The sequence below is a fragment of the uncultured Gilvimarinus sp. genome (assembly GCF_963975215.1).
Lineage (GTDB): Bacteria > Pseudomonadota > Gammaproteobacteria > Pseudomonadales > Cellvibrionaceae > Gilvimarinus.
Genome location: NZ_CAXBFW010000004.1, coordinates 78,266 through 101,148 on the forward strand (window position 1 = coordinate 78,266; position 22,883 = coordinate 101,148).

Annotated in this window: 26 protein-coding genes and 1 other RNA gene; 16 read left to right on the forward strand and 11 right to left on the reverse strand. The window is 57.6% G+C overall.

Going from position 1 to position 22,883, the window contains the following annotated elements:
* Positions 1 to 71: 71 nt before the first annotated feature.
* The gene (locus AAC019_RS04545) at positions 72 to 938 is read right to left on the reverse strand and encodes a YicC/YloC family endoribonuclease (RefSeq protein WP_339897389.1); all 867 of its coding nucleotides are present in this window, start codon (positions 936 to 938) and stop codon (positions 72 to 74) included.
* 163 nt (positions 939 to 1,101) lie between these two features.
* Here AAC019_RS04545 and rph point away from each other — a divergent pair, with 163 nt between their 5' ends.
* Entirely contained in the window at positions 1,102 to 1,821 is a 720-nt protein-coding gene (gene rph / locus AAC019_RS04550; RefSeq protein ID WP_339897390.1) for a ribonuclease PH, read from the forward strand.
* A 115-nt stretch (positions 1,822 to 1,936) separates the two neighbouring features.
* Here rph and AAC019_RS04555 read toward each other — a convergent pair whose 3' ends face one another.
* Positions 1,937 to 2,707 carry an exodeoxyribonuclease III gene (locus tag AAC019_RS04555; protein ID WP_339897391.1) on the reverse strand — a complete coding sequence of 257 codons (771 nt, stop codon included), beginning with the start codon at positions 2,705 to 2,707 and terminating at the stop codon, positions 1,937 to 1,939.
* A gap of 209 nt (positions 2,708 to 2,916) precedes the next feature.
* On the opposite strand from AAC019_RS04555, the gene pyrE reads away from it, so the two are divergent.
* On the forward strand, positions 2,917 to 3,558 hold the full coding sequence (gene pyrE, locus AAC019_RS04560; RefSeq protein WP_339897392.1) for an orotate phosphoribosyltransferase: 642 nt from the start codon (positions 2,917 to 2,919) through the stop codon (positions 3,556 to 3,558).
* Positions 3,559 to 3,587: 29 nt separating this feature from the next.
* A complete protein-coding gene (locus AAC019_RS04565) occupies positions 3,588 to 4,214 on the forward strand; it encodes a hypothetical protein (protein ID WP_339897393.1) in 627 nt (208 codons plus the stop codon).
* A 33-nt stretch (positions 4,215 to 4,247) separates the two neighbouring features.
* On the opposite strand, the gene slmA is transcribed toward AAC019_RS04565, so the two are convergent.
* From slmA to coaBC, 4 genes are all read right to left on the reverse strand, one after another.
* Entirely contained in the window at positions 4,248 to 4,862 is a 615-nt protein-coding gene (gene slmA / locus AAC019_RS04570) for a nucleoid occlusion factor SlmA (protein WP_339897394.1), read from the reverse strand.
* A 182-nt stretch (positions 4,863 to 5,044) separates the two neighbouring features.
* Positions 5,045 to 5,953 carry an acetylglutamate kinase gene (gene argB / locus AAC019_RS04575; protein WP_339897395.1) on the reverse strand — a complete coding sequence of 303 codons (909 nt, stop codon included), beginning with the start codon at positions 5,951 to 5,953 and terminating at the stop codon, positions 5,045 to 5,047.
* A 2-nt stretch (positions 5,954 to 5,955) separates the two neighbouring features.
* Complete coding sequence (locus AAC019_RS04580) at positions 5,956 to 8,493, reverse strand: phosphomannomutase/phosphoglucomutase (protein ID WP_339897396.1); 2,538 nt, start codon at positions 8,491 to 8,493, stop codon at positions 5,956 to 5,958.
* Positions 8,494 to 8,543: 50 nt separating this feature from the next.
* Positions 8,544 to 9,737, reverse strand: coding sequence for a bifunctional phosphopantothenoylcysteine decarboxylase/phosphopantothenate--cysteine ligase CoaBC (gene coaBC, locus AAC019_RS04585; RefSeq protein WP_339897397.1), 1,194 nt, complete (start codon positions 9,735 to 9,737; stop codon positions 8,544 to 8,546).
* Between the two features lie 172 nt (positions 9,738 to 9,909).
* On the opposite strand from coaBC, the gene radC reads away from it, so the two are divergent.
* The 3 genes from radC to rpmG all read left to right on the forward strand — a co-directional run bounded on the left by radC (position 9,910) and on the right by rpmG (position 11,328).
* Positions 9,910 to 10,584: a DNA repair protein RadC gene (gene radC, locus AAC019_RS04590; protein ID WP_339897398.1), complete on the forward strand. Its 675-nt coding sequence runs from the start codon at positions 9,910 to 9,912 to the stop codon at positions 10,582 to 10,584.
* A 336-nt stretch (positions 10,585 to 10,920) separates the two neighbouring features.
* Positions 10,921 to 11,157 (forward strand): 50S ribosomal protein L28, encoded by a 237-nt coding sequence (rpmB, locus tag AAC019_RS04595; RefSeq protein ID WP_339897399.1) that lies wholly within the window; start codon positions 10,921 to 10,923, stop codon positions 11,155 to 11,157.
* Between the two features lie 15 nt (positions 11,158 to 11,172).
* On the forward strand, positions 11,173 to 11,328 hold the full coding sequence (gene rpmG, locus AAC019_RS04600) for a 50S ribosomal protein L33 (protein WP_339897400.1): 156 nt from the start codon (positions 11,173 to 11,175) through the stop codon (positions 11,326 to 11,328).
* 138 nt (positions 11,329 to 11,466) lie between these two features.
* Here rpmG and rpiA read toward each other — a convergent pair whose 3' ends face one another.
* Positions 11,467 to 12,141 (reverse strand): ribose-5-phosphate isomerase RpiA, encoded by a 675-nt coding sequence (rpiA, locus tag AAC019_RS04605; protein WP_339897401.1) that lies wholly within the window; start codon positions 12,139 to 12,141, stop codon positions 11,467 to 11,469.
* Between the two features lie 197 nt (positions 12,142 to 12,338).
* On the opposite strand from rpiA, the gene ilvA reads away from it, so the two are divergent.
* Positions 12,339 to 13,853, forward strand: coding sequence for a threonine ammonia-lyase, biosynthetic (gene ilvA, locus AAC019_RS04610; protein ID WP_339897402.1), 1,515 nt, complete (start codon positions 12,339 to 12,341; stop codon positions 13,851 to 13,853).
* A gap of 397 nt (positions 13,854 to 14,250) precedes the next feature.
* Here ilvA and AAC019_RS04615 read toward each other — a convergent pair whose 3' ends face one another.
* The 4 genes from AAC019_RS04615 to AAC019_RS04630 form a co-directional block, all read right to left on the reverse strand.
* Positions 14,251 to 14,892: a 5-formyltetrahydrofolate cyclo-ligase gene (locus AAC019_RS04615; protein ID WP_339897403.1), complete on the reverse strand. Its 642-nt coding sequence runs from the start codon at positions 14,890 to 14,892 to the stop codon at positions 14,251 to 14,253.
* A 12-nt stretch (positions 14,893 to 14,904) separates the two neighbouring features.
* A non-coding RNA gene (ssrS, locus tag AAC019_RS04620) (6S RNA) lies at positions 14,905 to 15,082 on the reverse strand.
* Positions 15,083 to 15,128: 46 nt separating this feature from the next.
* Complete coding sequence (locus AAC019_RS04625; protein ID WP_339897404.1) at positions 15,129 to 15,431, reverse strand: cell division protein ZapA; 303 nt, start codon at positions 15,429 to 15,431, stop codon at positions 15,129 to 15,131.
* Positions 15,432 to 15,481: 50 nt separating this feature from the next.
* Positions 15,482 to 15,688: a TIGR02449 family protein gene (locus AAC019_RS04630; protein WP_339897405.1), complete on the reverse strand. Its 207-nt coding sequence runs from the start codon at positions 15,686 to 15,688 to the stop codon at positions 15,482 to 15,484.
* Between the two features lie 208 nt (positions 15,689 to 15,896).
* Here AAC019_RS04630 and AAC019_RS04635 point away from each other — a divergent pair, with 208 nt between their 5' ends.
* The 9 genes from AAC019_RS04635 to hisH all read left to right on the forward strand — a co-directional run bounded on the left by AAC019_RS04635 (position 15,897) and on the right by hisH (position 22,876).
* Positions 15,897 to 16,487: a UPF0149 family protein gene (locus tag AAC019_RS04635; RefSeq protein WP_339897406.1), complete on the forward strand. Its 591-nt coding sequence runs from the start codon at positions 15,897 to 15,899 to the stop codon at positions 16,485 to 16,487.
* Between the two features lie 21 nt (positions 16,488 to 16,508).
* Complete coding sequence (gene pepP / locus AAC019_RS04640; RefSeq protein ID WP_339897407.1) at positions 16,509 to 17,843, forward strand: Xaa-Pro aminopeptidase; 1,335 nt, start codon at positions 16,509 to 16,511, stop codon at positions 17,841 to 17,843.
* A gap of 2 nt (positions 17,844 to 17,845) precedes the next feature.
* Complete coding sequence (ubiH, locus tag AAC019_RS04645; RefSeq protein ID WP_339897408.1) at positions 17,846 to 19,072, forward strand: 2-octaprenyl-6-methoxyphenyl hydroxylase; 1,227 nt, start codon at positions 17,846 to 17,848, stop codon at positions 19,070 to 19,072.
* Entirely contained in the window at positions 19,065 to 20,276 is a 1,212-nt protein-coding gene (locus AAC019_RS04650) for a UbiH/UbiF/VisC/COQ6 family ubiquinone biosynthesis hydroxylase (protein ID WP_339897409.1), read from the forward strand. Before ubiH ends, AAC019_RS04650 begins: the two co-directional genes overlap by 8 nt.
* A gap of 46 nt (positions 20,277 to 20,322) precedes the next feature.
* Positions 20,323 to 20,664 carry a hypothetical protein gene (locus tag AAC019_RS04655; RefSeq protein ID WP_339897410.1) on the forward strand — a complete coding sequence of 114 codons (342 nt, stop codon included), beginning with the start codon at positions 20,323 to 20,325 and terminating at the stop codon, positions 20,662 to 20,664.
* A 171-nt stretch (positions 20,665 to 20,835) separates the two neighbouring features.
* Positions 20,836 to 21,048: a cold-shock protein gene (locus AAC019_RS04660; RefSeq protein WP_041521769.1), complete on the forward strand. Its 213-nt coding sequence runs from the start codon at positions 20,836 to 20,838 to the stop codon at positions 21,046 to 21,048.
* Between the two features lie 111 nt (positions 21,049 to 21,159).
* Complete coding sequence (locus tag AAC019_RS04665; RefSeq protein ID WP_339897411.1) at positions 21,160 to 21,477, forward strand: DUF3301 domain-containing protein; 318 nt, start codon at positions 21,160 to 21,162, stop codon at positions 21,475 to 21,477.
* Positions 21,478 to 21,628: 151 nt separating this feature from the next.
* Entirely contained in the window at positions 21,629 to 22,222 is a 594-nt protein-coding gene (hisB, locus tag AAC019_RS04670) for an imidazoleglycerol-phosphate dehydratase HisB (protein ID WP_339897412.1), read from the forward strand.
* A gap of 9 nt (positions 22,223 to 22,231) precedes the next feature.
* Positions 22,232 to 22,876, forward strand: coding sequence for an imidazole glycerol phosphate synthase subunit HisH (hisH, locus tag AAC019_RS04675; protein WP_339897413.1), 645 nt, complete (start codon positions 22,232 to 22,234; stop codon positions 22,874 to 22,876).
* Positions 22,877 to 22,883 lie beyond the last annotated feature (7 nt).

Sequence of the window (22,883 nt, forward strand, 5' to 3'; positions counted from 1 at the left end):
ACTGGGGCAGTTGGCATCAGCACGTTAATGTTTAGTGTTTTCATGTGCGGGGCAGCGAAAAAACCATACTTCTATTCAATATTCTGCACCTGCTCGCGCATTTGCTCGATAAGCACTTTTAGCTCTACCGCCGCCTGGGTGGTTTCACTGACGACGGATTTGCTGGAGAGGGTGTTGGCCTCGCGGTTAAGCTCTTGCATTAAAAAGTCGAGCCGGCGGCCGAGGGAGTTTTTTTGTTTTAGGGTGCGGCGCACTTCCGTAATATGTGTATCCAACCGGTCGAGCTCTTCGTCGACGTCGGCCTTTTGCGCCATTAGCACGATCTCTTGCTCTAACCGGTCCGGGTCTAATTCGACATCGAGCGCGGCGATTTTGCATTGCAGTTTTTCGCGCTGCGCTTGCAGTATGTTGGGCAGTTGTTCGCGCACGCTGACGACTTCGGCGGCAATGGCATCCAGGCGCTGGTTAATGTACACAGCCAGCTCAGCCCCCTCTCGCTCGCGATTGTCGATAAGCTGATCGAGAGCGTCTGAAAATAAGGCGAGCGATTGCTGATGCAGCGCATCGCGGTCTAGCTCACGCACGATTTGTACGCCGGGCCAGCGCAACACCTCGAGCGGGTTTACCGGCGCGCAGTTATCCACTTGCGCCCCAATACGGCGACAGGCATCGGCCACTTGCGCCAGGCGATCGGCGTCTAAACCAATGCTGGCATCGCCGCCTTGCTCGGGCTGCAAGTGAATGGTGGCCTCTAATTTGCCACGCTGGAGCTTTTTGCGCACGGTCTCGCGCAGGGCGGTTTCGATTTCGCGAAACTCTTCGGGTAGGCGCAGGTGCATCTCGAGGTAGCGGTGATTAACGCTGCGCACCTCCCACACCAGGGTGTATTCGGGGGATTTAACTTCGGCCCGGGCAAATCCGGTCATACTGCGTGGCATGGATGATCCCTTTATTGAGTACGACGAACCAAGTGCCGCCACCGGGCCTTAATAACGAGGGCTGGGCCCTTTGTCCGGCGGCGGTAAAACGTTACCATAAGCGCAGATGTTAACACATGCCATCAGGCAGCCGCCTGAGTTTGCTAACCGACAGGACTATTATATGCAGCGCCCCAGTGGACGACTTCCGCACGAATTACGCCCGATCACCATCACCCGCCACTACACCAAGCACGCCGAGGGATCGGTACTGGTAGAGTTTGGCGACACCAAGGTGTTGTGCAACGCCAGTGTGGTGCCCGGCGTACCGCCGTTTTTGCGCGGTCAGGGCCAGGGCTGGCTAACGGCCGAGTACGGTATGCTGCCCCGCTCGACCGGCAGCCGCATGGGGCGCGAGGCGGCCCGCGGCAAACAGGGTGGCCGAACGGTTGAGATTCAGCGCCTGATTGGCCGCTCGCTGCGCGCGGCAGTCGATTTAAACCAGCTGGGTGAAAACACCATTCATATCGATTGCGATGTGATTCAGGCCGATGGCGGTACCCGCACCGCGTCTATCACCGGTGCCTGGGTGGCGTTAGCCGATGCCATTGCCTACCTGGAGGCCAAACAACTGGTAACCGGCAAGCCGATGCTGCGAGCCATTGCGTCTGTGTCCGTGGGGATCTATCAGGGCGAGCCGGTGCTGGATCTGGATTACCCAGAGGACTCCAATGCCGATACCGATATGAATGTGGTGATTGCCGATGACGGCGGCATGGTTGAGGTTCAGGGCACGGCCGAGGCCGAACCCTTCACTGAAGAGCAGTTTGCGGCCATGCTGAAGTTGGCCAAGCAGGGCATTGCGGAGCTGAATCGCTTACAAAAAGCGGCGCTAGAAAGATAAAAGCAGCGTGTAAATGCTCTATTACGCAAAAAGGGGAGGCGCCAAACGCCTCCCCTTTTTTGTGTTTACCTTTAACGTAACGCGGCCAAGCCTAGCGTTGTAGCTGGGCCTACCGTTATAGCTCGATGTCGTAGTCGACAATTACCGGTAGGTGGCTAGAGAACTGGCCGTTTTTGTAGATAGCGCCGTACTCTACCCGCTGCCCCAAATTATTAGAGGCCACTTGCAGGTCGGTGCGCCAGCCCGGGCCGCTGCCAATAGTACCGCTGGGCCACCAGCTGTACTCGTCCGGATCGCGAATCGCGCGGCGGAAGGCATCGACGTAGCCAATTTGATTAAACAGCTGGCTCAGCCACTGACGCTCGTGGGGTAAAAAGCCCGACTCGCTCTGCAGTACATCAGAGTCGGTAACATCGCGCGGCGTATGCGCCATCTGCCAGTTACCGCAAAAAATGTACTCGCGGCGTTTGCGGGTGATTTTGTCCATGTGCGCTTGCAGGTCGTCAAAGAAGTTGATTTTAACCTCTTGCGACTCGACCTCAGAGCTTGCGCTGGGCGCCAGCAACGAGCCGATGCTCATGTGCTCGTAATCAACCTGTAAATAGCGCCCTTCCATATCGACGCCCGACGAAAAGCCCAACCCAAAAATCAGTGCTTTGGGTTGTTTACGGGTGTAGATAGCCACACCGTTGTAATGCGGCGTACCGGAATCGAAGAAATAGGCAAAATAGCCTTCGGGATGGAAGATGTCATCATCCAGCTCGTACTCGAGCGCCCGCAGATCCTGCAGGCAGATGACGTCCGCATCCTGATTATCCAGCCAATCGTATAGGCCGCGCTGCGCCGCTTGAAAAATACCGTCGACGCTCAGACTGATAACTCTCATGTTAGCCCCTTTATTGCGGACTGTGTATGATACCCGAGCTTGGAACGATTGTGTTAGTCGCCACCAGTGCAACCGCCATTATGCCGGTGTTTTTTAGCAAAACTTATTATTGTTGGCTAAATTTTCACCAGCGCAGATTGATTCTGCACAACTCGTCCGCTCGTTTATAATAGCTTGTTTTAGCCGCACCACCATAGGAACGTACCAATATGCACGATTATCAGCGCGAATTCATCCAACTGGCCATCGCCAATCAGGCGCTACAATTTGGTGAGTTTACGCTCAAGTCGGGCCGGGTAAGCCCTTATTTTTTTAACGCCGGGCGGTTTTTTCAAAGCGGCGGCGGGCTGGCCAAAATGGGCCGTTTTTACGCTCAGGCGTTAATCGACAGCGGCGTAGCTTACGATTTGATTTTTGGCCCCGCGTACAAAGGTATTCCGTTGGCCAGCGCCACAGCGGTTGCCCTAGCCGAGCATCATGGCCAGGATGTGCCCTACTGCTTTAACCGCAAAGAAGCCAAAGACCACGGCGAGGGCGGCTCGCTGGTAGGCGCGCCGCTCACCGGGCGCACCGTCATTGTCGATGATGTGATTACCGCCGGCACGGCGATTCGCGAGGTGATGGACATTATCGCCCAATCCGAGGCGACACCAGCCGCCGTGGTAATCGGGGTCGACCGCCAGGAGAAGGGCCGCTCTGAGTTATCCGCCATTCAGGAGGTTGAGCAAAGCTATAACATTCCGGTGGTGAGCATTGTTAACCTAGGTGATATTATCCGTTACCTAGAGCTGCAAGGCGGCAATAATAAGCTAGACGCCATCAAGGCATATCGCGACCAATACGGCGTTTAACCGCGCCGGGCAGCATCAAGGAGCACACTATGATTGCAACTCTAGGCGGACGGCTTGGCGCGACTGTACTGTTAGCGTTAGCGCTGACAAGCCCCACGCTAATGGCCGCCGAGGAAGACTCGGGCCCGGACAGTGTGCTGTTCCGCTATAAAAATGGCGACGGGAATCTTGTGGTGCAGCAGAGTATTCCGCCCGATGCGGCCGCCCGCGGCTATGAGATTATTACCAGTACCGGGCGCGTACTTAAAACCGTCAACGCCTCACCTAAAGGTGCCGATGCCGTTAAAGCGGCCGAGCGTATGCGCCGCGAGGCCGAGCTGGCCGAGTGGGACGCCCGGCTAAAGCGTCGCTTTAGTACGGTTAAAGATATAGAGTCGGCCAAGCAGCGCAGCTTAACCGAGCTGCGTGGCAACCTCAGTATTTTGCGCGCAAACTTAACCGGGGTTACCTCACAGCTAGAAGAGCAGCAGCGCCGCGCCGGTATTATGGAGCGCAACGGCCAGCCGGTTTCGGAGGCACTGCAAAATAATATCGCGGCACTGGAGGCTGAGTTGGTTGAGGTAAACAAACAAATTGCTCAGCGCACTGAGGCGCTGGAAGCGGCATCGGCCAAGTACGATCGGGATATCGAGCGCTTTAAAGTCATCTCGCCTTAACCGCCCCGCAAATCACGCAGACGCTAGCGCCGGTTAAACGACCGGCGCGCTTACGCGCATTAACCCCTGAGCAATCACTGCCCACTGATCGTCCCAGTACTCGGTGGGCATACGGCGAAACTCGCTGCGCACAAATTGCGTAATGCGGCCGTCGGCCAAACTCATAAGCATATTGGCCGCCGCCGATAGCGGCAGGTTGGGCCGCAAACCTTCACGCAACTCCGCCTCGCGAATAATTTGCTTTAGCTGCGTCTCAACCCGTTCAAATAATTGCGCGACACGGTTGCGCAACCGCTCGGTCTCGCCGGTTAACGCGTCGCCGGTGAGCAAGCGGGTAATGCCAGGGTTGCGCTCGGTAAAGGTGAGCAATAAGTAGAGGATTTTTTCCAGCCGCTGCAGCGCTTGTGGCTCTTCACTTAAAATCAGTTTAATGCGGCTAAAAATGGTTTCTTCGATAAACTCAATCAAGCCTTCAAACATCTTCGACTTGCTGGGAAAGTGGCGGTACAGCGCCGCCTCAGATACCCCCACCTCGCGCGCCAGGGCGGCGGTGGTAATGCGGGCGCCGGGGCTTGCCTCTAGCATTGCCGCTAGCGACTCGAGTATCTGCTGACGCCTGGATACCTTTTGGTTGTTTTTAGTACTCATAGCGCGACTGCTCTTGTGGTTTACGCCTGTGCAGGTACCACAGGTCGGTTTGTCGTAGGCCGTGCTTGCGGTGCCTGATGACCCCGGACAATAGAGTGAACTAACCGCGGTTAGCCCCCAAGCTCTATCCGCCCGAGCCGCCAGACTATTCTAGCGGCCCCGGCGGGCCGGTTTCCAGCGTTTTAGGCGGGCATAGCCTTGTTGGTGATTAGGGTACCCACACCAACATCGGTAAAAATCTCTAGCAAAACGGCGTGCGATACTCGCCCGTCGACAATGTGTGCACTGGTTACGCCGCACTTAACCGCGTCGAGCGCGCAGGCAATTTTAGGCAGCATGCCGCCGTAAATGGTGCCGTCGGCAATCAGCTCGTCGACCTGAGAGGTCGACAGCCCGGTGAGAATTTTACCTTCTTTGTCCAGCAGCCCGGCGACGTTGGTCAGCAACATAAGTTTTTCGGCCTGCAGCACTTCGGCAATTTTACCGGCCACTAAGTCGGCGTTGATGTTGTACGAGGCCCCGTCTTTACCCACACCGATGGGCGCAATCACCGGAATAAAATCGCTGTTTAACAGCATGTCGATAACCGCTTTGTTGATCGAGGCTACTTCGCCCACGTGGCCGATATCGATAATTTCCGAGGCGGCCACCTCGGGGCTTGAAGCTTTTACTTCAAGCTTTTTGGCGCGAATCAGCTGGCCATCTTTACCGGTTACGCCGATGGCTTCACCGCCGTTGCGGTTAATTAAGCTGACAATTTGTTTGTTTACCGTGCCGCCCAACACCATCTCCACCACGTCCATGGTTTTGCTGTCGGTAACGCGCATGCCGTTAACAAACTCGGAATCGATGTTAAGTTTTTTTAACAGCTCGCCAATTTGTGGGCCGCCACCGTGCACCACAATCGGGTTCATGCCCACCAACTTCATCATAACGATATCGCGGGCAAAACTATTTTGCAGCTCTTCATCGACCATGGCGTTGCCGCCAAACTTAACCACTATGGTTTTGCCGGTAAAGCGTTGAATATAAGGCAGCGCTTCGGTCAGCACCTGGGCAATATTCATCGCCGCGTCGCGATTCAATGACATAGTTAGAAATCCAATTGTAATGTGTTGTCTATTTTCTTAAGCTCGCGCTTAAACAGCAGCTTAAGCTTTTCCAGTACCGCTTCCGATTCGGCCTCAAAGCGCAGGGTAATTTCGGCCCCCGTATTAGAGGCGCGCACCAATCCCCAACCTTTTGAGAAGTCGACCCGCAGGCCATCGATGGTGGTTGCCTTACCGTTTTGAAACTCACCCTCGGCAATAAGTTTTTCCACCAGGGCGAATTTATCGGCCTCGGGCACCGCGACCCGAATTTCGGGCGTAGACGGCAAGGTGGGAAAGGCGGCAAACACGTCGTCGATGGATTGATCCCGCAGGGTGATGATCTCCAGCAAGCGCGCGGCAGTATACAGACCATCGTCAAATCCGTACCAGCGCTCTTTGATAAATATATGGCCGGAGTACTCGCCCCCCAGCAGCGCACCGGTCTCGGCCATTTTGAGCTTCATGTGCGAGTGGCCGGTCTTCCACATAATGGGGCGGCCGCCGTAGCCCGAGACAATTTGGTTAAGCTGCTTAGAGCACTTCACATCAAACAGCACATCGGCGCCCGGGTTGCGCGACAGAATATCTTTGGCAAACAGCATCAGTAAATGATCGGGCCAGATGATTTTGCCCGCCGGGGTCACCACCACTAAGCGGTCGCCATCGCCGTCAAACGCCACCCCAATATCCGCGTCACTCTCGCGTACTTTGGCCAGCAAATCCTGCAGGTTGGCCTCTATGCTCGGGTCGGGGTTGTGATTGGGGAAGCTTCCATCCAGCTCGCAGTACAGCGGGATAACATCGCAACCCAGCTCTTCAAACAGCGCCGGGGCCACCACACCGGTAACGGCATTACCGGCATCAACCACAATGCGAATATCACCCGCGAGCGCCACATCAGAGAAAATCCGGTCGATATAATCGGCAACTACCTCAATATGCTGCTCCTGGCCATCGCCCGTTAGATATTTGCCCGCCGCGATGCGCGAACGAATATCTTTGATCGCCACATCCGAGAGCGTTTGGCCATTAATGACCATTTTAAAGCCGTTGTATTCTGCCGAATTATGGCTCGCGGTGACCATCACCCCGCTGCTGGTTTCATTCAGCTCGAAGGTGGCAAAGTGCATCAGGGGGGTGGGCACCACACCAATGTTAATCACATTACAACCACTGGCCAGCAGCCCTGCAATTAACTGCTCGCACAACTCGGGGCTATGGCTGCGGGCGTCGCGGGCGACAATAATACTGCTCTCGCCCTGCTCCTGTACCTCGGTGCCAAGGGCCATGCCTATGTCGCGTGCGAGCTCTGGGGTAATACCCTCGGGGCATACTTTGCCGCGGATATCGTAAGCGCGAAACACCTCGTCCGGCACATTGCGCTGTTTAGCCGCTGGCGCCGGGGCGGGCGCGCGCGGCGCACTGTTGTCGAGCCCGAGAATATCTTCGTCTTCTTCAATCACCTCAATATCGAGAATATCCTGACGCAGTGCACTGCGATCGGAGCCTGGCGCACCGACGCTCTCTGAGGTTTTAGCGGCGGCCTGCGCATCAGTGTATTGCTTCGGCAGCGTCAGCCCTTCGCCTGCCGGCGCTTGTTTTGGCCGAACCAGTAACCGACTCAGTAACAGCGATATTACCAAGCCCAGCGTTACCGCTAAACTCAACACCAAAATCCACATACCCGGCAGTTCTTTTGACTGCTGCACCAGCACCGCCGACGGCGTGTACTCAACGCTCAGATAGCTATTGGCCACTTTTTGGGTGACCGCCGGCGCCGCTTGACCGGCACCATCAGTGCGCAGCGCAAACGGTCTGGGACTGGAAAACTCCTGCCGCAACACCAGCTTGCCGCTGCTGTCTTCGCCCGCATCGATAATGTTGTTAATGCCGTCACCCGAGTAGCTTGCCAGCAGCGCCCCCGCCGCTTTGGTATCGCCCCCGGCCGGAACGGCGCTGGCATACTGCAAATGCCAAACGTCGCCAAGCGGCGCGGCCTCGGGCAGTGTTTCGCGCCGGCGCACGGCGCGGCGTATTAAATCTAACTCGGCGTAGCGCAGTGGCGCCTGATGCTGGGGCTGGATACCCGCCTCGCCCGGCCTAAAAGCCCGCAGCGCTATTAAATCCTTACTGCCTGCCGCTAAACGCGCGGTAACCTTGGCTACCGCCTCGGGGTCAGCGCTTTGCAGCGCGGCTAACAGCTCGGGGCTTTGCGCCCATTGCTGCACTTCGGCCTGGCGCTCGGCGAGGTAGTTTTCAATGCCGCTAGCGGCTTGTTTGGCGCGCTCGGTTGCCGCCTGTTGCACACGGTCGCGCTCGGTTTGCACCACCATCGATTCATACAGTAAAAAACCCAGCAGTACATTTACCGCAAGGGTAACGCCCACCAAAATAAACAACAGACGGTGGCGCTTTTTATAAAGCTGTTGCTGCGCCTCTTCAGCCCGCCGTTCGGCGCGAGTCATGCGTGGTTTGGCAGCACCATCGTCGCTGGGCTCGGTGGCGCTGTCAGCATGCTCTGAAACCGGCTTTTTACTCATGGGAGGCGTCCTTTTACCTTATTATGTATCTGCATCTTGGGTGAGGTGAGTTACAGGCGCTCGGCCAGGCGGGCGATAAGCTCGCGCGCCAACTGCGCTTTGCTTTGCTGCTCAAAGCTCGTCTCCCCCCGCCGGTCTATTAATGTCACCGCGTTCTCGTCACTATTAAAGCCTATCCCAGCGGCGCTGATATCGTTGGCGATAATACAGTCGACTTTTTTGCGTGCCAGCTTGGCGCGAGCATAGTCTAAAACCTGCTCGGACTCTGCGGCAAATGCCACGGTAAAAGGCGCTATCGGCTGCGCGGCCACCGTGGCGATAATATCCGGGTTTTTGACCAGCTCGAGGCTCATGGTATCGGCATCGGACTTTTTGAGCTTTTGCTCTGCCACGCTGGCCGGGCGAAAATCCGCCACCGCCGCCGCACCGATAAAAAGGTCCGCCGCCGGGCTGTATTCAAGGCAGGCGCGGAGCATGTCCTCGGCCGAGACAACCTTGATAAGCTCGACTCGCTCGGGCGCGGCCAACTGACACGGCCCACTGATGAGTATGGTGCGCGCACCGGCCTCGGCCGCCGCCGCGGCGAGCGCGTACCCCATTTTGCCCGAGCTGTAATTGCTTAAATAACGCACCGGGTCGATGGCCTCGCGGGTGGGGCCGGCGGTTATCACCACGGTTTTACCGGTAAGCGCCTCGGTACTAAACAAGCGCTCCAGGTGCCCCGCCAGCTCGACAGGCTCGAGCATGCGCCCGGGGCCAAACTCACCGCAGGCTTGCTCGCCACTGCCGGGGCCCAGCACGATAAAATCCCGCTGTCGCAGGCGGGTAATATTGGCGACGGTGCCGGGCGCATCCCACATGGCCTGATTCATGGCCGGGGCGATGGCGATGGGCGAGCGCGTTGCCAGGCAAATAGTAGAGAGTAAATCATCGCCCATACCGCCACTCAGGCGCGCTAAAAAGTCGGCACTGGCCGGTGCGATGAGCGTCAGGTCAGCCCAGCGGGCCAGCTCGATATGGCCCATGGCGGCCTCGGCCTCAGGGTCCAGCAACGAGGTGTGAACCGGGTTACCCGACAGCGCCTGTAAGGTAAGCGGCGTAATAAACTCGCAGGCGGCCATGGTCATTACCACCCGCACACTGGCGCCCGAACGGCGCAGCTCGCGCACTAGCTCGGCCGTTTTATAGGCCGCGATACCGCCGGTCACACCGAGCAATATACGCTTGTTCTGTAGAGTGGACATCCCAAACTCCATCGACCGGGGGGCTGTAGAAGGTATCAGTTTAGCGGGTCGATGCCGGTAAACTTGACCGCAAACGACAAAGATACCATTCTTGAGGGTAATTTCGTATATCGAGGCGCCAGGAAAGCGCCACCCGGCGCAACGCCGAAGCCAACGACAAGGAGTCATACCGATGGCAATTCACCAGTGGCCCGAGCAAGAACGCCCGCGCGAAAAACTACTGCAGCGTGGCCCAGCGAGCCTTTCCGATGCCGAACTACTGGCCATTTTTTTACGCACTGGCTGCGCCGGCAAATCAGCGGTCGACCTGGCCCGCGAGTTACTGCAGGAATTTGGCGGCCTGCGGCCACTGCTGGAGGCGCCGCAAGCGGCCTTTTGCCGCGGCCTGGGGCTGGGCTCAGCCAAGTATGCCCAGTTGCAGGCGGTGCTGGAGATGGCCCGTCGCCACCTCGGCGAAACTCTCACCACCGGCGATGCCCTAACCAGCCCCGAGCTGGTGCGACGCTTTTTAGTGTCGCAGCTGCGCCACAGCCAGCGGGAGGTGTTTGCCCTGCTACTGCTGGATAACCAGCACCGTCTTATTCGCTACGAGCCCTTATTTTTTGGCACTCTCGATGCCGCCAATGTATACCCCCGCGAGGTGGTGAAGCTGGCGCTGGCCAATAACTGCGCTGCGGTTATTTTGGCCCACAACCATCCCTCGGGGGTGGCCGAGCCCAGCCAGGCCGACCGACACATTACCGAGCGCTTAATAAAAGCCTTAGAGCTGGTGGGAGTCAGGGTGCTGGATCATATGATTGTCGGCGACGGCGAGGTCAGCTCGTTTGCCGAGCTGGGGCTGCTGTAGTTGAGGCTAACGGCACGCCCCAAAACCAGCCAGATTAAGGGCGAATATGGCGGTTTGGTTAAAATTTCGCACTTTTCTGGTCAAAAAAGCAACTAGGCGTTGATATTGGGGGGCGCTTTTGGTATAAAACGCGGCTCTTTGCGGCCGGGTTGTTCGGCTGACCCTAAAGATCGGGATTGTGCCGGTGCCGTCACTGGTAAATGGCGCATCAAACAACCCGCACAGGCTAGCCGCGATTGGATAAAACAGGCTGCTCAATGAATTCTGCTCCGGGCTGCTATCGGCCTTTTGAAGGCAAGCAGCTCGGCGCGATTAATCAGGTTAAGAGGCAAAACAATGTCTAAGGTATGTCAGGTTACCGGCAAGCGTCCCGTAACCGGAAACAATGTTTCTCACGCAAAGAACCACACCAAGCGTCGTTTTTTGCCAAACTTGCACACTCACCGTTTCTGGATCGAAGCAGAAAAACGCTTTGTGAAACTGCGTGTTTCTGCAAAAGGTATGCGAGTGATCGACAAGCGCGGTATCGAGTCAGTATTGACCGACATGCGTGCTCGTGGTGAAAAAGTCTAATTTAGGAGATATATCATGCGCGAGAAGATTCGTCTGAATTCGTCTGCAGGTACTGGTCACTTCTACACGACCGACAAAAACAAACGCACCATGCCCGAGAAAATGGAGATCAAAAAATTTGATCCCGTTGCTCGCAAGCACGTGATGTACAAAGAAGGCAAAATCAAGTAATTCGATTTTATCTTTGTACAAAAAAAAGCCCGGCCAGCAATGGTCGGGCTTTTTTTGTACTTAAAGTCTGAGGTCGGACGCCTGTCGTCTGACGCGGGCACTTTTCCCGTCAGACCCCAGACGTCAGTCATCCGGCTATTATTTCGGATATATCGTCTCTACCCCTTCCGCGCGCCCCAGCAGCAGTACATCGGCACCGCGTCGGGCAAACAAGCCGCTCGCTACCACGCCGGTTATCTGGTTAATCTCGGTTTCCAGCGCTTTTGGGTCGACGATCGAAAGCTGGTGCACATCGAGGATGACGTTACCATTGTCGGTCACCACACCCTCGCGGTATACCGGGTTACCGCCAAGCTTAACCAGCTCGCGCGCCACAAAAGAGCGCGCCATCGGAATCACCTCCACCGGCAGCGGAAACTCGCCCAGTACATCCACCCACTTGCTGCCATCGGCAATACAGACAAACTCACGGGCTACCGCCGCGACGATTTTCTCGCGTGTTAATGCCGCGCCGCCGCCCTTAATTAGCGCCAGCTGGGCGTTCGACTCGTCGGCGCCATCGACGTAGGCGACCAGCTCGCTCACGCTGTTTAAATCCAGCACCTCGATACCCAAGGCCTCAAGCCGCTTGGCCGAGGCATCGGAGCTTGCCACCGCACCGGCAAAGTCATCTTTAAGCTCGCCCAGCATGTCGATAAAGAAGTTGGCGGTTGAGCCGGTGCCCACGCCTAAAATGCTATCGGCTTGCAGCTTGGGGGTAATGTACTCAATGGCCGCACGGGCCACTGCTTGCTTGAGTTGGTCTTGGTTCATGACAGCCTCGCGAGTGTGTATCGACGGGCGTATTATACGGACTTTGGCTTGGCTATTTCACGCTAATTCCGCCGCTGCCAGCATGCCGCCAAGGTGGATTCCGCCGAACCCGGATGACGGCGGATGTCAGCCAAGGCTAAATTGTTTATGATGGGCGGCTTTCTACTCAATTGCTGCAATCCAACATAGACTTAGCCATGCCGGACTCTTACATAAAACGCATCCTTAACGCCCGCATTTACGATCTCGCGGTCGAAACGCCACTGGAGCAAGCGCGCCTGTTATCGCAGCGCACCAACAACAACGTGCTGTTAAAGCGCGAAGACTTGCAGCCGGTGTTCTCGTTTAAGATTCGCGGCGCCTACAACAAGCTGCTGCAACTGACCGACGAAGAGCGCAAACGCGGCGTTATTGCCGCCTCGGCGGGCAACCATGCGCAGGGGCTGGCCCTGGGCGCTCAGCACCTGGGGGTTAAGGCAACCATCGTGATGCCGCGCACCACGCCGGCCATTAAAGTGGACGCGGTGCGCGCCCGGGGCGCCAAGGTGGTGCTGCACGGCGATAACTTTGACGAGGCCTCTAAGCACTCGCAAAAATTGGTCGAAGAGAAAAACCTCACCTACATCCACCCGTTTGACGACGCCGATGTAATTGCCGGTCAGGGCACCGTCGCCATGGAGATTTTGCGCCAATACCCGAAACACATCGATGCGATATTTGTTCCGGTAGGCGGTGGCGGCCTGGGTGCTGGGGTCGCGGCCTACGTAAAATACGTGCGCCCGGACGTTAAAGTCTTTGCCGTAGAATCGGCCGAGTCCGCCTGCCTGGCGGCCGCGCTCGAGAGCGGTCGCCGGGTAAAACTGCCGCAAGTGGGTATTTTTGCCGACGGCGTGGCCGTGGCACAAATCGGCAAAGAGACCTTTCGCGTTCTAAAAGAAACCATCGACGGTGTGATTACCGTTAATACCGACGAGATTTGCGCCGGCATTAAAGATATTTTTGAAGACACCCGCTCGATTGCCGAGCCCGCGGGCGGCGTGAGCGTGGCCGGCCTTAAAAAATACGTCGCGGAGAACAACATCAGCGGGCAAACCCTGGTGGCTATCGACAGTGGTGCCAACATCAATTTTGATCGCCTGCGCTACATCTCCGAGCGCACCGAGATCGGCGAAAAACGCGAGGCGATTTTAGCGGTAACCATCCCCGAGCGGCCCGGTGCCTACAAAGATTTTTGCCGCGCTTTGGGGCGGCGCAATATCACCGAGTTTAACTACCGCTTTGCCGACTCTGACCAGGCGCGTATTTTTGTCGGCGTGCAGGTCGGTACCGACCCAAGCGATCGCGAGGAGCTGGTAAGCGATTTGCGCGAAAAAGGTTACGATCTGGTGGATATGACCGACAACGAAATGGCCAAGCTGCACATTCGTTACATGGTGGGCGGCCACGCGATGCAAGTATCCGAAGAAATGGTGTTTCGCTTTGAGTTCCCCGAGCGCCCCGGCGCCCTGCTGACCTTTTTAACCGAAGTGGCCGGGCGCTGGAATATCTCGCTGTTTCACTACCGCAACCACGGTTCGGCCTATGGCCGTGTCTTGGTCGGCATGCAAGTGCCCGAAGCCGAGCGCGCTCAGGTGAAGAAGTTTTTGGCCGAGATTAACTACCCGTTTTGGGACGAAACAGATAACGAGGCGTATCAGTACTTTTTGGCTTGATCGGGTTACGGGTTACGGGTTACGGGTTACGGGTTACGGGTTACGGGTTACGGGTTACGCAATAATTGTAATCACACATCCACCTCTCTACAAAGCGCCGCCCCCCCCTGCAGCCAGCCGAACGCAGGCTTATTTTAGGGGGTAAGCACGCATGGACGCGTGCGCAAGCATCGCCACGCCATGGACGGCGTGCCGATGCGGCCCACTAAAATAGGCCGGAGTGAGGGAACCCGGAGGGCTGCGATGCCGGGGTGCGCTTTTTCGTCCCTTTTTCGTCGCATTACAAAAAGGGACTCGCCCGCCCGGCGATTGAGGGCAAACAAGCTGAAGGCTGCTCCATCAGTATATCGTATGGCACCCACCCCCGAAAAACGCAACAATGATGCGAAACGCCCCGTCACCGAATCGCAATATACTCCCGCTCGGTGGCAATGCCGTCGAGCGGCACATCCCAGCAGGCAAGCTCTAACGCATCCACCTCCTGGCAGCTGTGCGCCACCCCCACCAAGCGTGGACGCTTAAATCCCTTACCACGGCGCTTGGCAGCAAACGTTGTATCGTAAAAGCCTCCCCCCATACCCAGCCGGCCACCGGTGCGATCAAAACCCACCAGCGGCAGTAAAACGACATCTAAATGACGGTTGTTGAGCGGCGCGCGCACCGGGCCGATGGGCTCGGGAATACCAAAACGATTAGGGGCAAAACGGGTGCGGCGAGCAAAAGGGGTAAACCACAGGCGGCGCTTTAGCCACGGGTGGAGCACGGGTAAATAGCAACGCTTATGATGTTGCCATGCGCGGGCCGCCACCGGGCGCGGGTCTATTTCGCCATCGCTGGGCCAATACAGAGCGATACGCTTAGCACTGTTAAACCAGGGCTGTAATTGCAATTGACGCAGTAAACCGGCACTGGCGCTAGCTTGTGCTGTGGGCGACAGGGCGCGACGGCGTGCGCGCAGCAGGCGGCGCAACTCGCGGCGGTTGCCGGAGGTGGCAGAATTTACGGGAGCGTCGGACGCAGAAAAGTGGGTGCGGGTCATAGGCAAGAAATTAAAAACCCCAAGATGCCGCTGTCAAGTTGGCCTTGAACCCTAGAGTTCAAGGGGTGGCGCCTGCGATGTTATTAGGCTTTCCGTCGTGCGGACATGCTCACAAACACCGGCGAGGCACTACCTGGTACAGCAGTATCGGCTCAAGGACTTAGTCGACTGGCGCACATCCCAGGGTGTGTATTTATTATAACGCACATTAGGGGCTCAACCCAAAGACTTCTGCCTTAGTGTTTATCAGAGAGCTGATCCAGCTGCGCTTCGATTTTGTGTTGCATGCGATCAAGCGCCGCCTGATTAACCCCGGAACTATCGCTTGCCTGCTGCGCCAACAGCAGCTCGTGGCTAAGGTTAAGCGCCGCCATTACGGCGATTCGCTCGAGGCCAACCACCCCGCCGGCGCTTTTAATCATGCGCATACGCTCGTCCAGCACCTGGGCCGATTGCACCAGCGCTACACGCTCTTCGGCCGGACAGGCCACTTGATAATCTTTATCGAGAATTTTTACGCTGACGGTTTCGTTACTCACCGGAATTACCTCTCACTGCGGTCACCGTGACGCACTAACAGCGTGAGCTGCTACTGCGCCTCCAGGCTTTTCAGCCGGGTGATCATGGCTTCGACGCGGGTGCGCGCCAGCTCGTTTTTCTCTACCAGGCGCACGCGCTCTTGCTGCCACTCGCTCTCGCGCGCCTTGAGGGCAGTGTTTTCCTGCTGCAGGCGACTGCACTGGCGAAGTAGCTCATCCAGTTTAGCTTCCAGAGTAAATAGTAGATCTTCAGACATAGCGGCAGGTGACCAATTGGGCTTCAGGGCTTACTATATTGCGCCCTTGGCAGGGGGTCAAATGTTGTTGATGTAACTTCGAGCTATCGCACATATAGGCACTGTTACAGAAGGTTTTTTTTAAATATTCCAGTAAATCACATGGCGCCCAATCGGGCCACGGGTGGCACTCGTGATAGCATGTGCGCAGTAAACAGAGGGTTTAGCCATGACAGAAATCGAACGATCGGAAAATGAATTTGACCGCTGGGATGAATTGCTCGACCCGCTGGGCGCCGTTAACAGCCCGGCCGAGTTGCAGGGCATGCTGTGCGGCCGGCTGTGTGGCAACCCGCTAAACGAGGCCGACTGGCTGCGCTTAGTTGAAGATTTTATGGCGCTGACCGAAACACCCGACAGCGCCACGACAGACGAGCTTATTAAGCTGCTAAAAGACACTAAGGCGCAGCTGCAGGGCGAGGGCTTTAGCTTTGCGCTGTTTTTACCCGACGACGAGCAGGGCATGTCCGAGCGGGTGGAAGCATTATCGCAGTGGTGTCACGGCTTTTTATCGGGCTTTGGCGACGCCGGTGTGGTGGAGCGCGGCAACCTGCCCGAAGAGGTCAACGACACTTTGAGCGATTTTGCTGCCATCGTCCAGATCGAGGCCGACGACAACGACGCCGCCAGTGGCGAAGCCGACTTTTTAGAGGTAGCCGAGTACGTGCGGTTATCATCGCTCAGCTTGTTTCAGGCGTTTGGCGAGCAAGCGCCCGATGCCCCGCAAGACAAGGCTAACCGCTCCACCACGCTTCACTAATTTTTGCCATCCGAGGTTTGCATGCGCATTACCAAAGCCGAGTTCAGCCGTCGCCGCAAAGCGCTGATGGACGTTATGGAGCCAGACAGCATCGCCATTGTCCCGGCCTCCCCCGAGTGCACCCGCTCGCGCGATACCGAGTACCCCTACCGCCCGGACAGTGACTTCTTTTACCTGACTGGCTTTCACGAGCCCGAGGCGGTGATTGCGCTGATTCCCGGGCGCGAACACGGCGAGTTTGTGCTTTTTTGCCGTGACCGCGACCCAGAGCGAGAAATTTGGGACGGCTACCGTGCCGGCCCCGACGGCGCCTGCCGTGAGTTTGGCGCCGATGACGCGTTTCCCATCGACGACATCGACGATATTCTGCCGGGGCTGCTGGAAGGCCGCGAGCGAGTCTATTACGCCATGGGCAAAGATGCCGGCTTTGACCGCCAGGTGATGGACTGGGTAAACACCATTCGCGCCAAAGTGCGCTCGGGCGCCACGCCCCCCGGCGAGTTTTTAGACCTCTCGCACTTTTTACACGACAACCGCCTGTACAAAAGCGCCGCCGAAGCGCGCGTGATGGCCGAGGCCGGCGAGATCTCGGCCCGCGCCCACGTGCGCGCCATGCGCTATTGCCAGCCGGGCGTCATGGAGTATCAACTCGAGGCCGAAATTCTGCACGAATTTGCCATGGCCGGTGCCCGTCACCCCGCCTACAGCACCATTGTCGGCGGCGGCAAAAACGGCTGTATTTTGCACTACATCGAGAACGACGCCGCCCTTAAAGCGGGTGATTTAGTCCTGATTGACGCCGGCTGCGAGCTCGAAGGCTACGCTGCCGACATTACCCGCACCTTCCCGGTAAGCGGCACCTTTAGCCCCGAGCAAAAAGCCCTGTACGAAATCGTACTGGCCGCCCAAGACGCCGCCATGGCTACCTTAAAGCCCGGCGCTCACTGGAACGAGCCCCACGAAGCGTCCGTCCGGGTGATTACCGAAGGCCTGCTAACGCTGGGGTTATTGGAAGGCGAGCTGGACACCTTAATCGAGGAAGGCGCCTACCGCCGCTTTTACATGCACCGCATCGGCCACTGGCTGGGCATGGACGTGCACGACGTGGGCGATTACAAAGTCGGCGGCGAGTGGCGGGTACTGGAGCCCGGCATGGCCATGACCGTTGAGCCAGGTATTTACGTGGCCCCCGACGACGAGCAAGTGGCCAAAAAATGGCGCGGTATCGGTATTCGCATCGAAGACGACATCATTATTACCAAAGACGGCTGTGATGTACTGACAGACGGCGTCCCCAAAACCATCGACGCCATCGAAGCGCTGATGGCCGAGGCCGCCCGCGACCGGAGCGCCTGAACATGAGCGCGCCCGAGCCCACAGTAGAGCTTGCGATAGTCGGTGCCGGCCCCGCCGGCGCCTGCCTGGCGCTGCTGTGCGCCCAGGCGCGACCCGACTGGCGCATCGCCATTGTCGACCCCCAGCCCACCGTGCCAGAAAGCGGCCCTTACCACCCAAGCTTTGACGCCCGCGCCACCGCGCTGTCAGCCGGTAGCGTGCAGTTGTTTGAGACGCTTGGCCTGTGGCAAGACTTAAACGCACACAGCACCGCCATCAGCGCCGTGCATGTGTCCGACCGCGGCTACCTGCCCGGCCAATTGCTGGATGCCTCGGCCACCGGTATGGCCACTCAGGGTTATGTGGTGCCCAATACCTGGCTCGGGCGCGTCCTGCTGCGCGCGCTTAACGAACAGCCCAACGTGCAGCTACATCAGGCTCAGGCCACCGGGTTTCAGCCACTGGCCGGCGGCGGCCGCTTGAGCCTGGATAACAATCTGGCCCCGCTTACAGCACAGCTAACCGCACTGGCCGATGGCGCCAACTCGCCCCTGCGGCAGGCACTGGGTATTACCAGCGACGATAGCCCCTATTATCAAAGCGCGATTATCGCCAATGTGCGCACCGCCAAGCCCCACCAAGGCGTCGCGTACGAGCGCTTTACCGATAGCGGGCCTTTAGCACTGCTGCCCCTGGGGCAATCACCCCAAGCACGCGAGATGGCTATGGTCTGGACGCTGCCAACTCACAGGGCGGCAGCCGTACAGCAAGCGGCCGAACCCGAGTTTTTGGCGCGCCTGCAACAGCACTTTGGCCATCGCCTGGGGCGCTTTGAAGCGGTCAGCGAGCGCCATAGCTACCCGCTGGTGCTGCGTCAGGCACGCGAGCAAGTGCGCTCAAACCTAGTGTTAGTGGGTAATGCCGCGCACTTTTTACACCCGGTGGCCGGCCAGGGCTTTAATCTGGCCCTGCGCGACTGCGCGACGCTGTCGCACACTATTTGTCAAAGCGATGCGCCGGGCGCACTCAGCCTGCTACAACATTACCTCAGCCAGCGCGAGCAAGATCAGACCATTACCACCCGCGCCGGCGATGCCATGGTGCGGCTGTTTAGCAGCAAAGCGCTGCCCGCCGTTACCCTGCGCCACTTGGGGCTGCTCAGCCTGGAGCTGGCCCCCGCGCTGCGCTCGGCGTTTGGCAAACAGATGATGGGCCTTAGCCGCACGGCTCTGGAGGCACGCAATGGCTAATATGGATTACGACATTATTGTGGTGGGCGCCGGTATCGTCGGCACCAGTATGGCGGCCTACCTGAGCCAGACACTGGCCGCCGATACGCGCATTGCCCTGGTGGCTCCGGCCGCCCCAATAGCGGATGCCGAGCCCTTCGATGCCAGGGTCGTGGCCATGACAGAGGCCTCGCGCCAACTATTTGAGCAGCTGGATGTGTGGCGCAATATTGCCGGCCAGCGCGCCTGCCCCTACCGCGATATGCAGGTATGGGACGGCGAGGGCTCGGGCCATATTGAATTTAATGCCGCCGATGTAGGGCGCGACAGCCTGGGCCACATTGTCGAGCACCGGGTGTTAAACCAAGCGCTCGAGCGCGCTTTAGAGCTCACTCGGGTACAGCGCTGGCAGCAGCCGGTAAGCGCTTTACTGCGCGACAACAACGGTGCGGTTAGCGGCGTCGAGCTGGATTCGGGCGAGACTCTGGCCGCGCCACTCACCATTGCCGCCGATGGCGCCCGCTCTAAGCTGCGCCAGCTGGCGGGCATTACCGAGCGCCAGTGGCCTTACCAGCAAAGCGCGATCGTCGCCACAGTGCGCTGTGAAAAGCCCCACGAGTTTACCGCCCGACAGCGCTTTATGAGTACCGGCCCGTTGGCACTGCTACCGTTAATTGAGGCGCCCGGCGCCAGTAGCGGGCATCACTGCTCGATTGTCTGGTCCGCCGACCAAGGCTTTGCCGATACCCTGATGGCGCAAGATGACGCCAGCTTTTGCGCCTCGCTCGAGCGCCACTTTGAGAGTCGCCTGGGCGTCATCGAGCATGTCAGCAAACGTTACGCCTTTGCCTTGCATCAACGCCACGCCAAACAATACGTGCAGCCTGGGCTGGCGCTCATCGGCGATGCCGCCCACAGTATTCACCCCCTGGCGGGTCAGGGGGTAAACCTTGGGCTGCTGGATGTTGCTGGCCTTGGCCACGAGTTGCAGCGCGCCGGCGCGCGCGGGCTAGCAACCGGCGAGTACAGCACCCTGCGCCGCTACGAGCGCCAGCGCATGGGCCACAACCTAACCATGATGGCGGCCATGGAGAGCTTTAAGCGGGTATTTGGCAGCCGCCAGCCAGCGCTTACCCTAATGCGCAACCGGGCCTTAAGCGGGGTTAACTCGCAACCGGCGTTAAAAAGCTTTTTAGCCCAGCAGGCGATGGGCCTGTCGTTGTAACCACGCGATGTCACCACGCGATTCTTTTAGCCAAGAGCCTTTTGTCATGATCAAACGCAAAATCCCCCCCCTGCTTAACGCCTTACTGTTGCTGTGGCTAATAGCCAGTGCCGGGGTACTGGCCAGTGAGCTTAAAGCTGCCACGGTGTTTGCCGCCGCACTTACATTGGTTATTGCGGTGTTTGTCTGGAAACGACAGCGCTGGGGTTATTTTACCGCCGCCGCCTGGGGGCTGGCTTGCTACCAGTTGGCCAAAGAGGGGTTGGCGCTGGAGCAAGTGAAGCGCCCCGCCATGTTAGGGGGCTTTTTTGTGGTCATTATTGCACTGTATTTGCACGAAATCTTTTGTCGCCGCCCCAAAACAAAACACCGCTCACCCGATTCATAATAACGCCTTTTAATCGCCGTAAAATCGCCTTTGTGGCTATTGAAACCGCCATAATGAAGTGCTTTAATTTTGAGCAGTGGCGCCAATAAAGCTCTACACACTGGGCGGCATTGGCGCTGTGCACTTACTGTTGGGTCAGCCGGGCTGGCAAAGGAAGCAATCGAGGGTGTTATGTCAGATCAATTGGTCTCTGGTGTTGTTAAATGGTTTAATGACGCAAAAGGTTACGGATTTATCGAACGCGAAGGCGGAGCGGATGTGTTTGTACACTTTCGCGCCATTAATGGCACAGGCCGGCGCACCCTGTTAGAGGGGCAAAACGTGACCTTTGAAGTGGTACAGGGCCAAAAAGGTCCGCAGGCCGAAAACGTTACCGCGGTTTAAGCCTCAACCCACCTCTGCGTGCGTATAAGTTTGGTGTACGCACACCAATAATACCCAGCGCCTCGCAACGCCACCCTGTGTTGTTGCGGGGCGCCTTACTGTTTGTGAATTATGTCCAATCTAAGCGTTGTTATCTGGTGGTTTGTCATTATTGCTGTGGGCTACTACTGGTGGCGCGCACTGCAATCTAAGGCCGTAGCACTCGGCTACGCGCAGCGCCACTGCAAAGAAATGGACGTACAGCTGCTGGACCAAAGCGTGTACTTACGCCGTCTGTGGTTTAAGCGCAACAGTCGCGGGGCGCTCTCGTTGTGGCGCGCCTTCTACTTTGAATTTACCTCCACCGGCGAAGATCGCTACAGCGGCCGCGTGGTCATGCTGGGCCGCCGGGTCGAGGCGGTACAACTGGACCCACACCGGGTGCACTAACAACAAAACCTCAGACCCCGGCAACATTCCCCTCAAGGGCGGCTAAATTTGCCGCAAACCGTGAATTATTGGCCACTTGCCGATATAATTCGCGCTTTGTCCCCACTGCGGACAGGCCTTAGCAGCCCAACTGCCATTTCGGAGAACACCCATGTCAGAGCGCCAGGCGCAAGTATCACGCGATACGCTGGAAACCCAGATCAGTGTCGAGCTCGATCTCGACGGTACCGGCTGCGGCACATTCGATACCGGCGTGCCCTTTTTGGAGCACATGATGGACCAGATCGCCCGCCACGGGATGATCGATCTTAATGTTACCTGCCGCGGCGATAATCACATTGACGATCACCACAGCGTAGAAGACATCGGCATTACCATCGGCCAGGCTATTGCTCGCGCCGTGGGTGACAAAAAAGGCATTCGCCGCTACGGCCACGCCTATGTGCCACTGGACGAGGCGCTGTCGCGCGTGGTGATCGATTTTTCTGGTCGCCCCAGCCTGATTATGAAAGTGCCTTTTACCCAAAAACGTATTGGCGCGTTTGATACCGAGCTGTTTTCTGAGTTTTTTCACGGCTTTGTCAATCACGCTCAGGTAACCCTGCACATCGATTGCCTGCGCGGCGACAACGCTCACCACCAGATCGAAACCGTGTTTAAAGCATTTGGCCGCGCATTGCGTATGGCGCTCGAGCCAGATCCACGCATGGCCGGCATCATGCCCTCCACCAAAGGCAGTTTATAAGCAGGTTCTATGAGCGAAACAGTTGCGGTTATTGATTACGGCATGGGCAACCTGCACTCGGTTGCCAGCGCCCTGGGCAAAGTGTGTGATCACACAATCATTGTGACCAGCGATCCGACCGAGATCGCCAGCGCCGACCGGGTGATATTTCCAGGCGTAGGCGCTATTGGCGATTGCATGGGCGAGATCAAACGCCTCGGCTTTGATGCGGTGTTGCGCGAGCAAGTGGCGAGCGGCAAGCCGGTGCTGGGTATTTGCGTTGGCATGCAGGCATTAATGAGCAATAGCGCCGAGAGCGGCGGCACCGAGTGCATCGATTTATTTCCCGGTAGTGTCGAGTTTTTTGGCAACCAGCTAAAAGGCGATCAGGGCGAAACCTTAAAAGTGCCGCACATGGGCTGGAACCAGGTGCACCACAACGATCACCCACTGTGGACCGACATCCCGCAAGACAGTCGCTTTTACTTTGTGCACAGCTACTATGTGCAAAGCGCCCACAGCGAGCAGGTAATGGCCAGCTGCCATTACGGCGTCAGCTTTGCCGCTGCCGTGGGCCACAACAATTTATTTGCCGTGCAGTTTCACCCCGAAAAAAGCCACACCGCCGGTCTACAGTTACTTCACAATTTTGTCCGCTGGAACGGTCAGAGCTAACGCATTA

Bases quoted from the DNA above. Each gene is read 5' to 3' on its own strand.
- AAC019_RS04545 (WP_339897389.1), bottom strand. From the start codon at position 938: ATGCCACGCAGTATGACCGGATTTGCCCGGGCCGAAGTTAAATCCCCC.
- rph (WP_339897390.1), top strand. From the start codon at position 1,102: ATGCAGCGCCCCAGTGGACGACTTCCGCACGAATTACGCCCGATCACC.
- AAC019_RS04555 (WP_339897391.1), bottom strand. From the start codon at position 2,707: ATGAGAGTTATCAGTCTGAGCGTCGACGGTATTTTTCAAGCGGCGCAG.
- pyrE (WP_339897392.1), top strand. From the start codon at position 2,917: ATGCACGATTATCAGCGCGAATTCATCCAACTGGCCATCGCCAATCAG.
- AAC019_RS04565 (WP_339897393.1), top strand. From the start codon at position 3,588: ATGATTGCAACTCTAGGCGGACGGCTTGGCGCGACTGTACTGTTAGCG.
- slmA (WP_339897394.1), bottom strand. From the start codon at position 4,862: ATGAGTACTAAAAACAACCAAAAGGTATCCAGGCGTCAGCAGATACTC.
- argB (WP_339897395.1), bottom strand. From the start codon at position 5,953: ATGTCATTGAATCGCGACGCGGCGATGAATATTGCCCAGGTGCTGACC.
- AAC019_RS04580 (WP_339897396.1), bottom strand. From the start codon at position 8,493: ATGAGTAAAAAGCCGGTTTCAGAGCATGCTGACAGCGCCACCGAGCCC.
- coaBC (WP_339897397.1), bottom strand. From the start codon at position 9,737: ATGTCCACTCTACAGAACAAGCGTATATTGCTCGGTGTGACCGGCGGT.
- radC (WP_339897398.1), top strand. From the start codon at position 9,910: ATGGCAATTCACCAGTGGCCCGAGCAAGAACGCCCGCGCGAAAAACTA.
- rpmB (WP_339897399.1), top strand. From the start codon at position 10,921: ATGTCTAAGGTATGTCAGGTTACCGGCAAGCGTCCCGTAACCGGAAAC.
- rpmG (WP_339897400.1), top strand. From the start codon at position 11,173: ATGCGCGAGAAGATTCGTCTGAATTCGTCTGCAGGTACTGGTCACTTC.
- rpiA (WP_339897401.1), bottom strand. From the start codon at position 12,141: ATGAACCAAGACCAACTCAAGCAAGCAGTGGCCCGTGCGGCCATTGAG.
- ilvA (WP_339897402.1), top strand. From the start codon at position 12,339: ATGCCGGACTCTTACATAAAACGCATCCTTAACGCCCGCATTTACGAT.
- AAC019_RS04615 (WP_339897403.1), bottom strand. From the start codon at position 14,892: ATGACCCGCACCCACTTTTCTGCGTCCGACGCTCCCGTAAATTCTGCC.
- AAC019_RS04630 (WP_339897405.1), bottom strand. From the start codon at position 15,688: ATGTCTGAAGATCTACTATTTACTCTGGAAGCTAAACTGGATGAGCTA.
- AAC019_RS04635 (WP_339897406.1), top strand. From the start codon at position 15,897: ATGACAGAAATCGAACGATCGGAAAATGAATTTGACCGCTGGGATGAA.
- pepP (WP_339897407.1), top strand. From the start codon at position 16,509: ATGCGCATTACCAAAGCCGAGTTCAGCCGTCGCCGCAAAGCGCTGATG.
- ubiH (WP_339897408.1), top strand. From the start codon at position 17,846: ATGAGCGCGCCCGAGCCCACAGTAGAGCTTGCGATAGTCGGTGCCGGC.
- AAC019_RS04650 (WP_339897409.1), top strand. From the start codon at position 19,065: ATGGCTAATATGGATTACGACATTATTGTGGTGGGCGCCGGTATCGTC.
- AAC019_RS04655 (WP_339897410.1), top strand. From the start codon at position 20,323: ATGATCAAACGCAAAATCCCCCCCCTGCTTAACGCCTTACTGTTGCTG.
- AAC019_RS04660 (WP_041521769.1), top strand. From the start codon at position 20,836: ATGTCAGATCAATTGGTCTCTGGTGTTGTTAAATGGTTTAATGACGCA.
- AAC019_RS04665 (WP_339897411.1), top strand. From the start codon at position 21,160: ATGTCCAATCTAAGCGTTGTTATCTGGTGGTTTGTCATTATTGCTGTG.
- hisB (WP_339897412.1), top strand. From the start codon at position 21,629: ATGTCAGAGCGCCAGGCGCAAGTATCACGCGATACGCTGGAAACCCAG.
- hisH (WP_339897413.1), top strand. From the start codon at position 22,232: ATGAGCGAAACAGTTGCGGTTATTGATTACGGCATGGGCAACCTGCAC.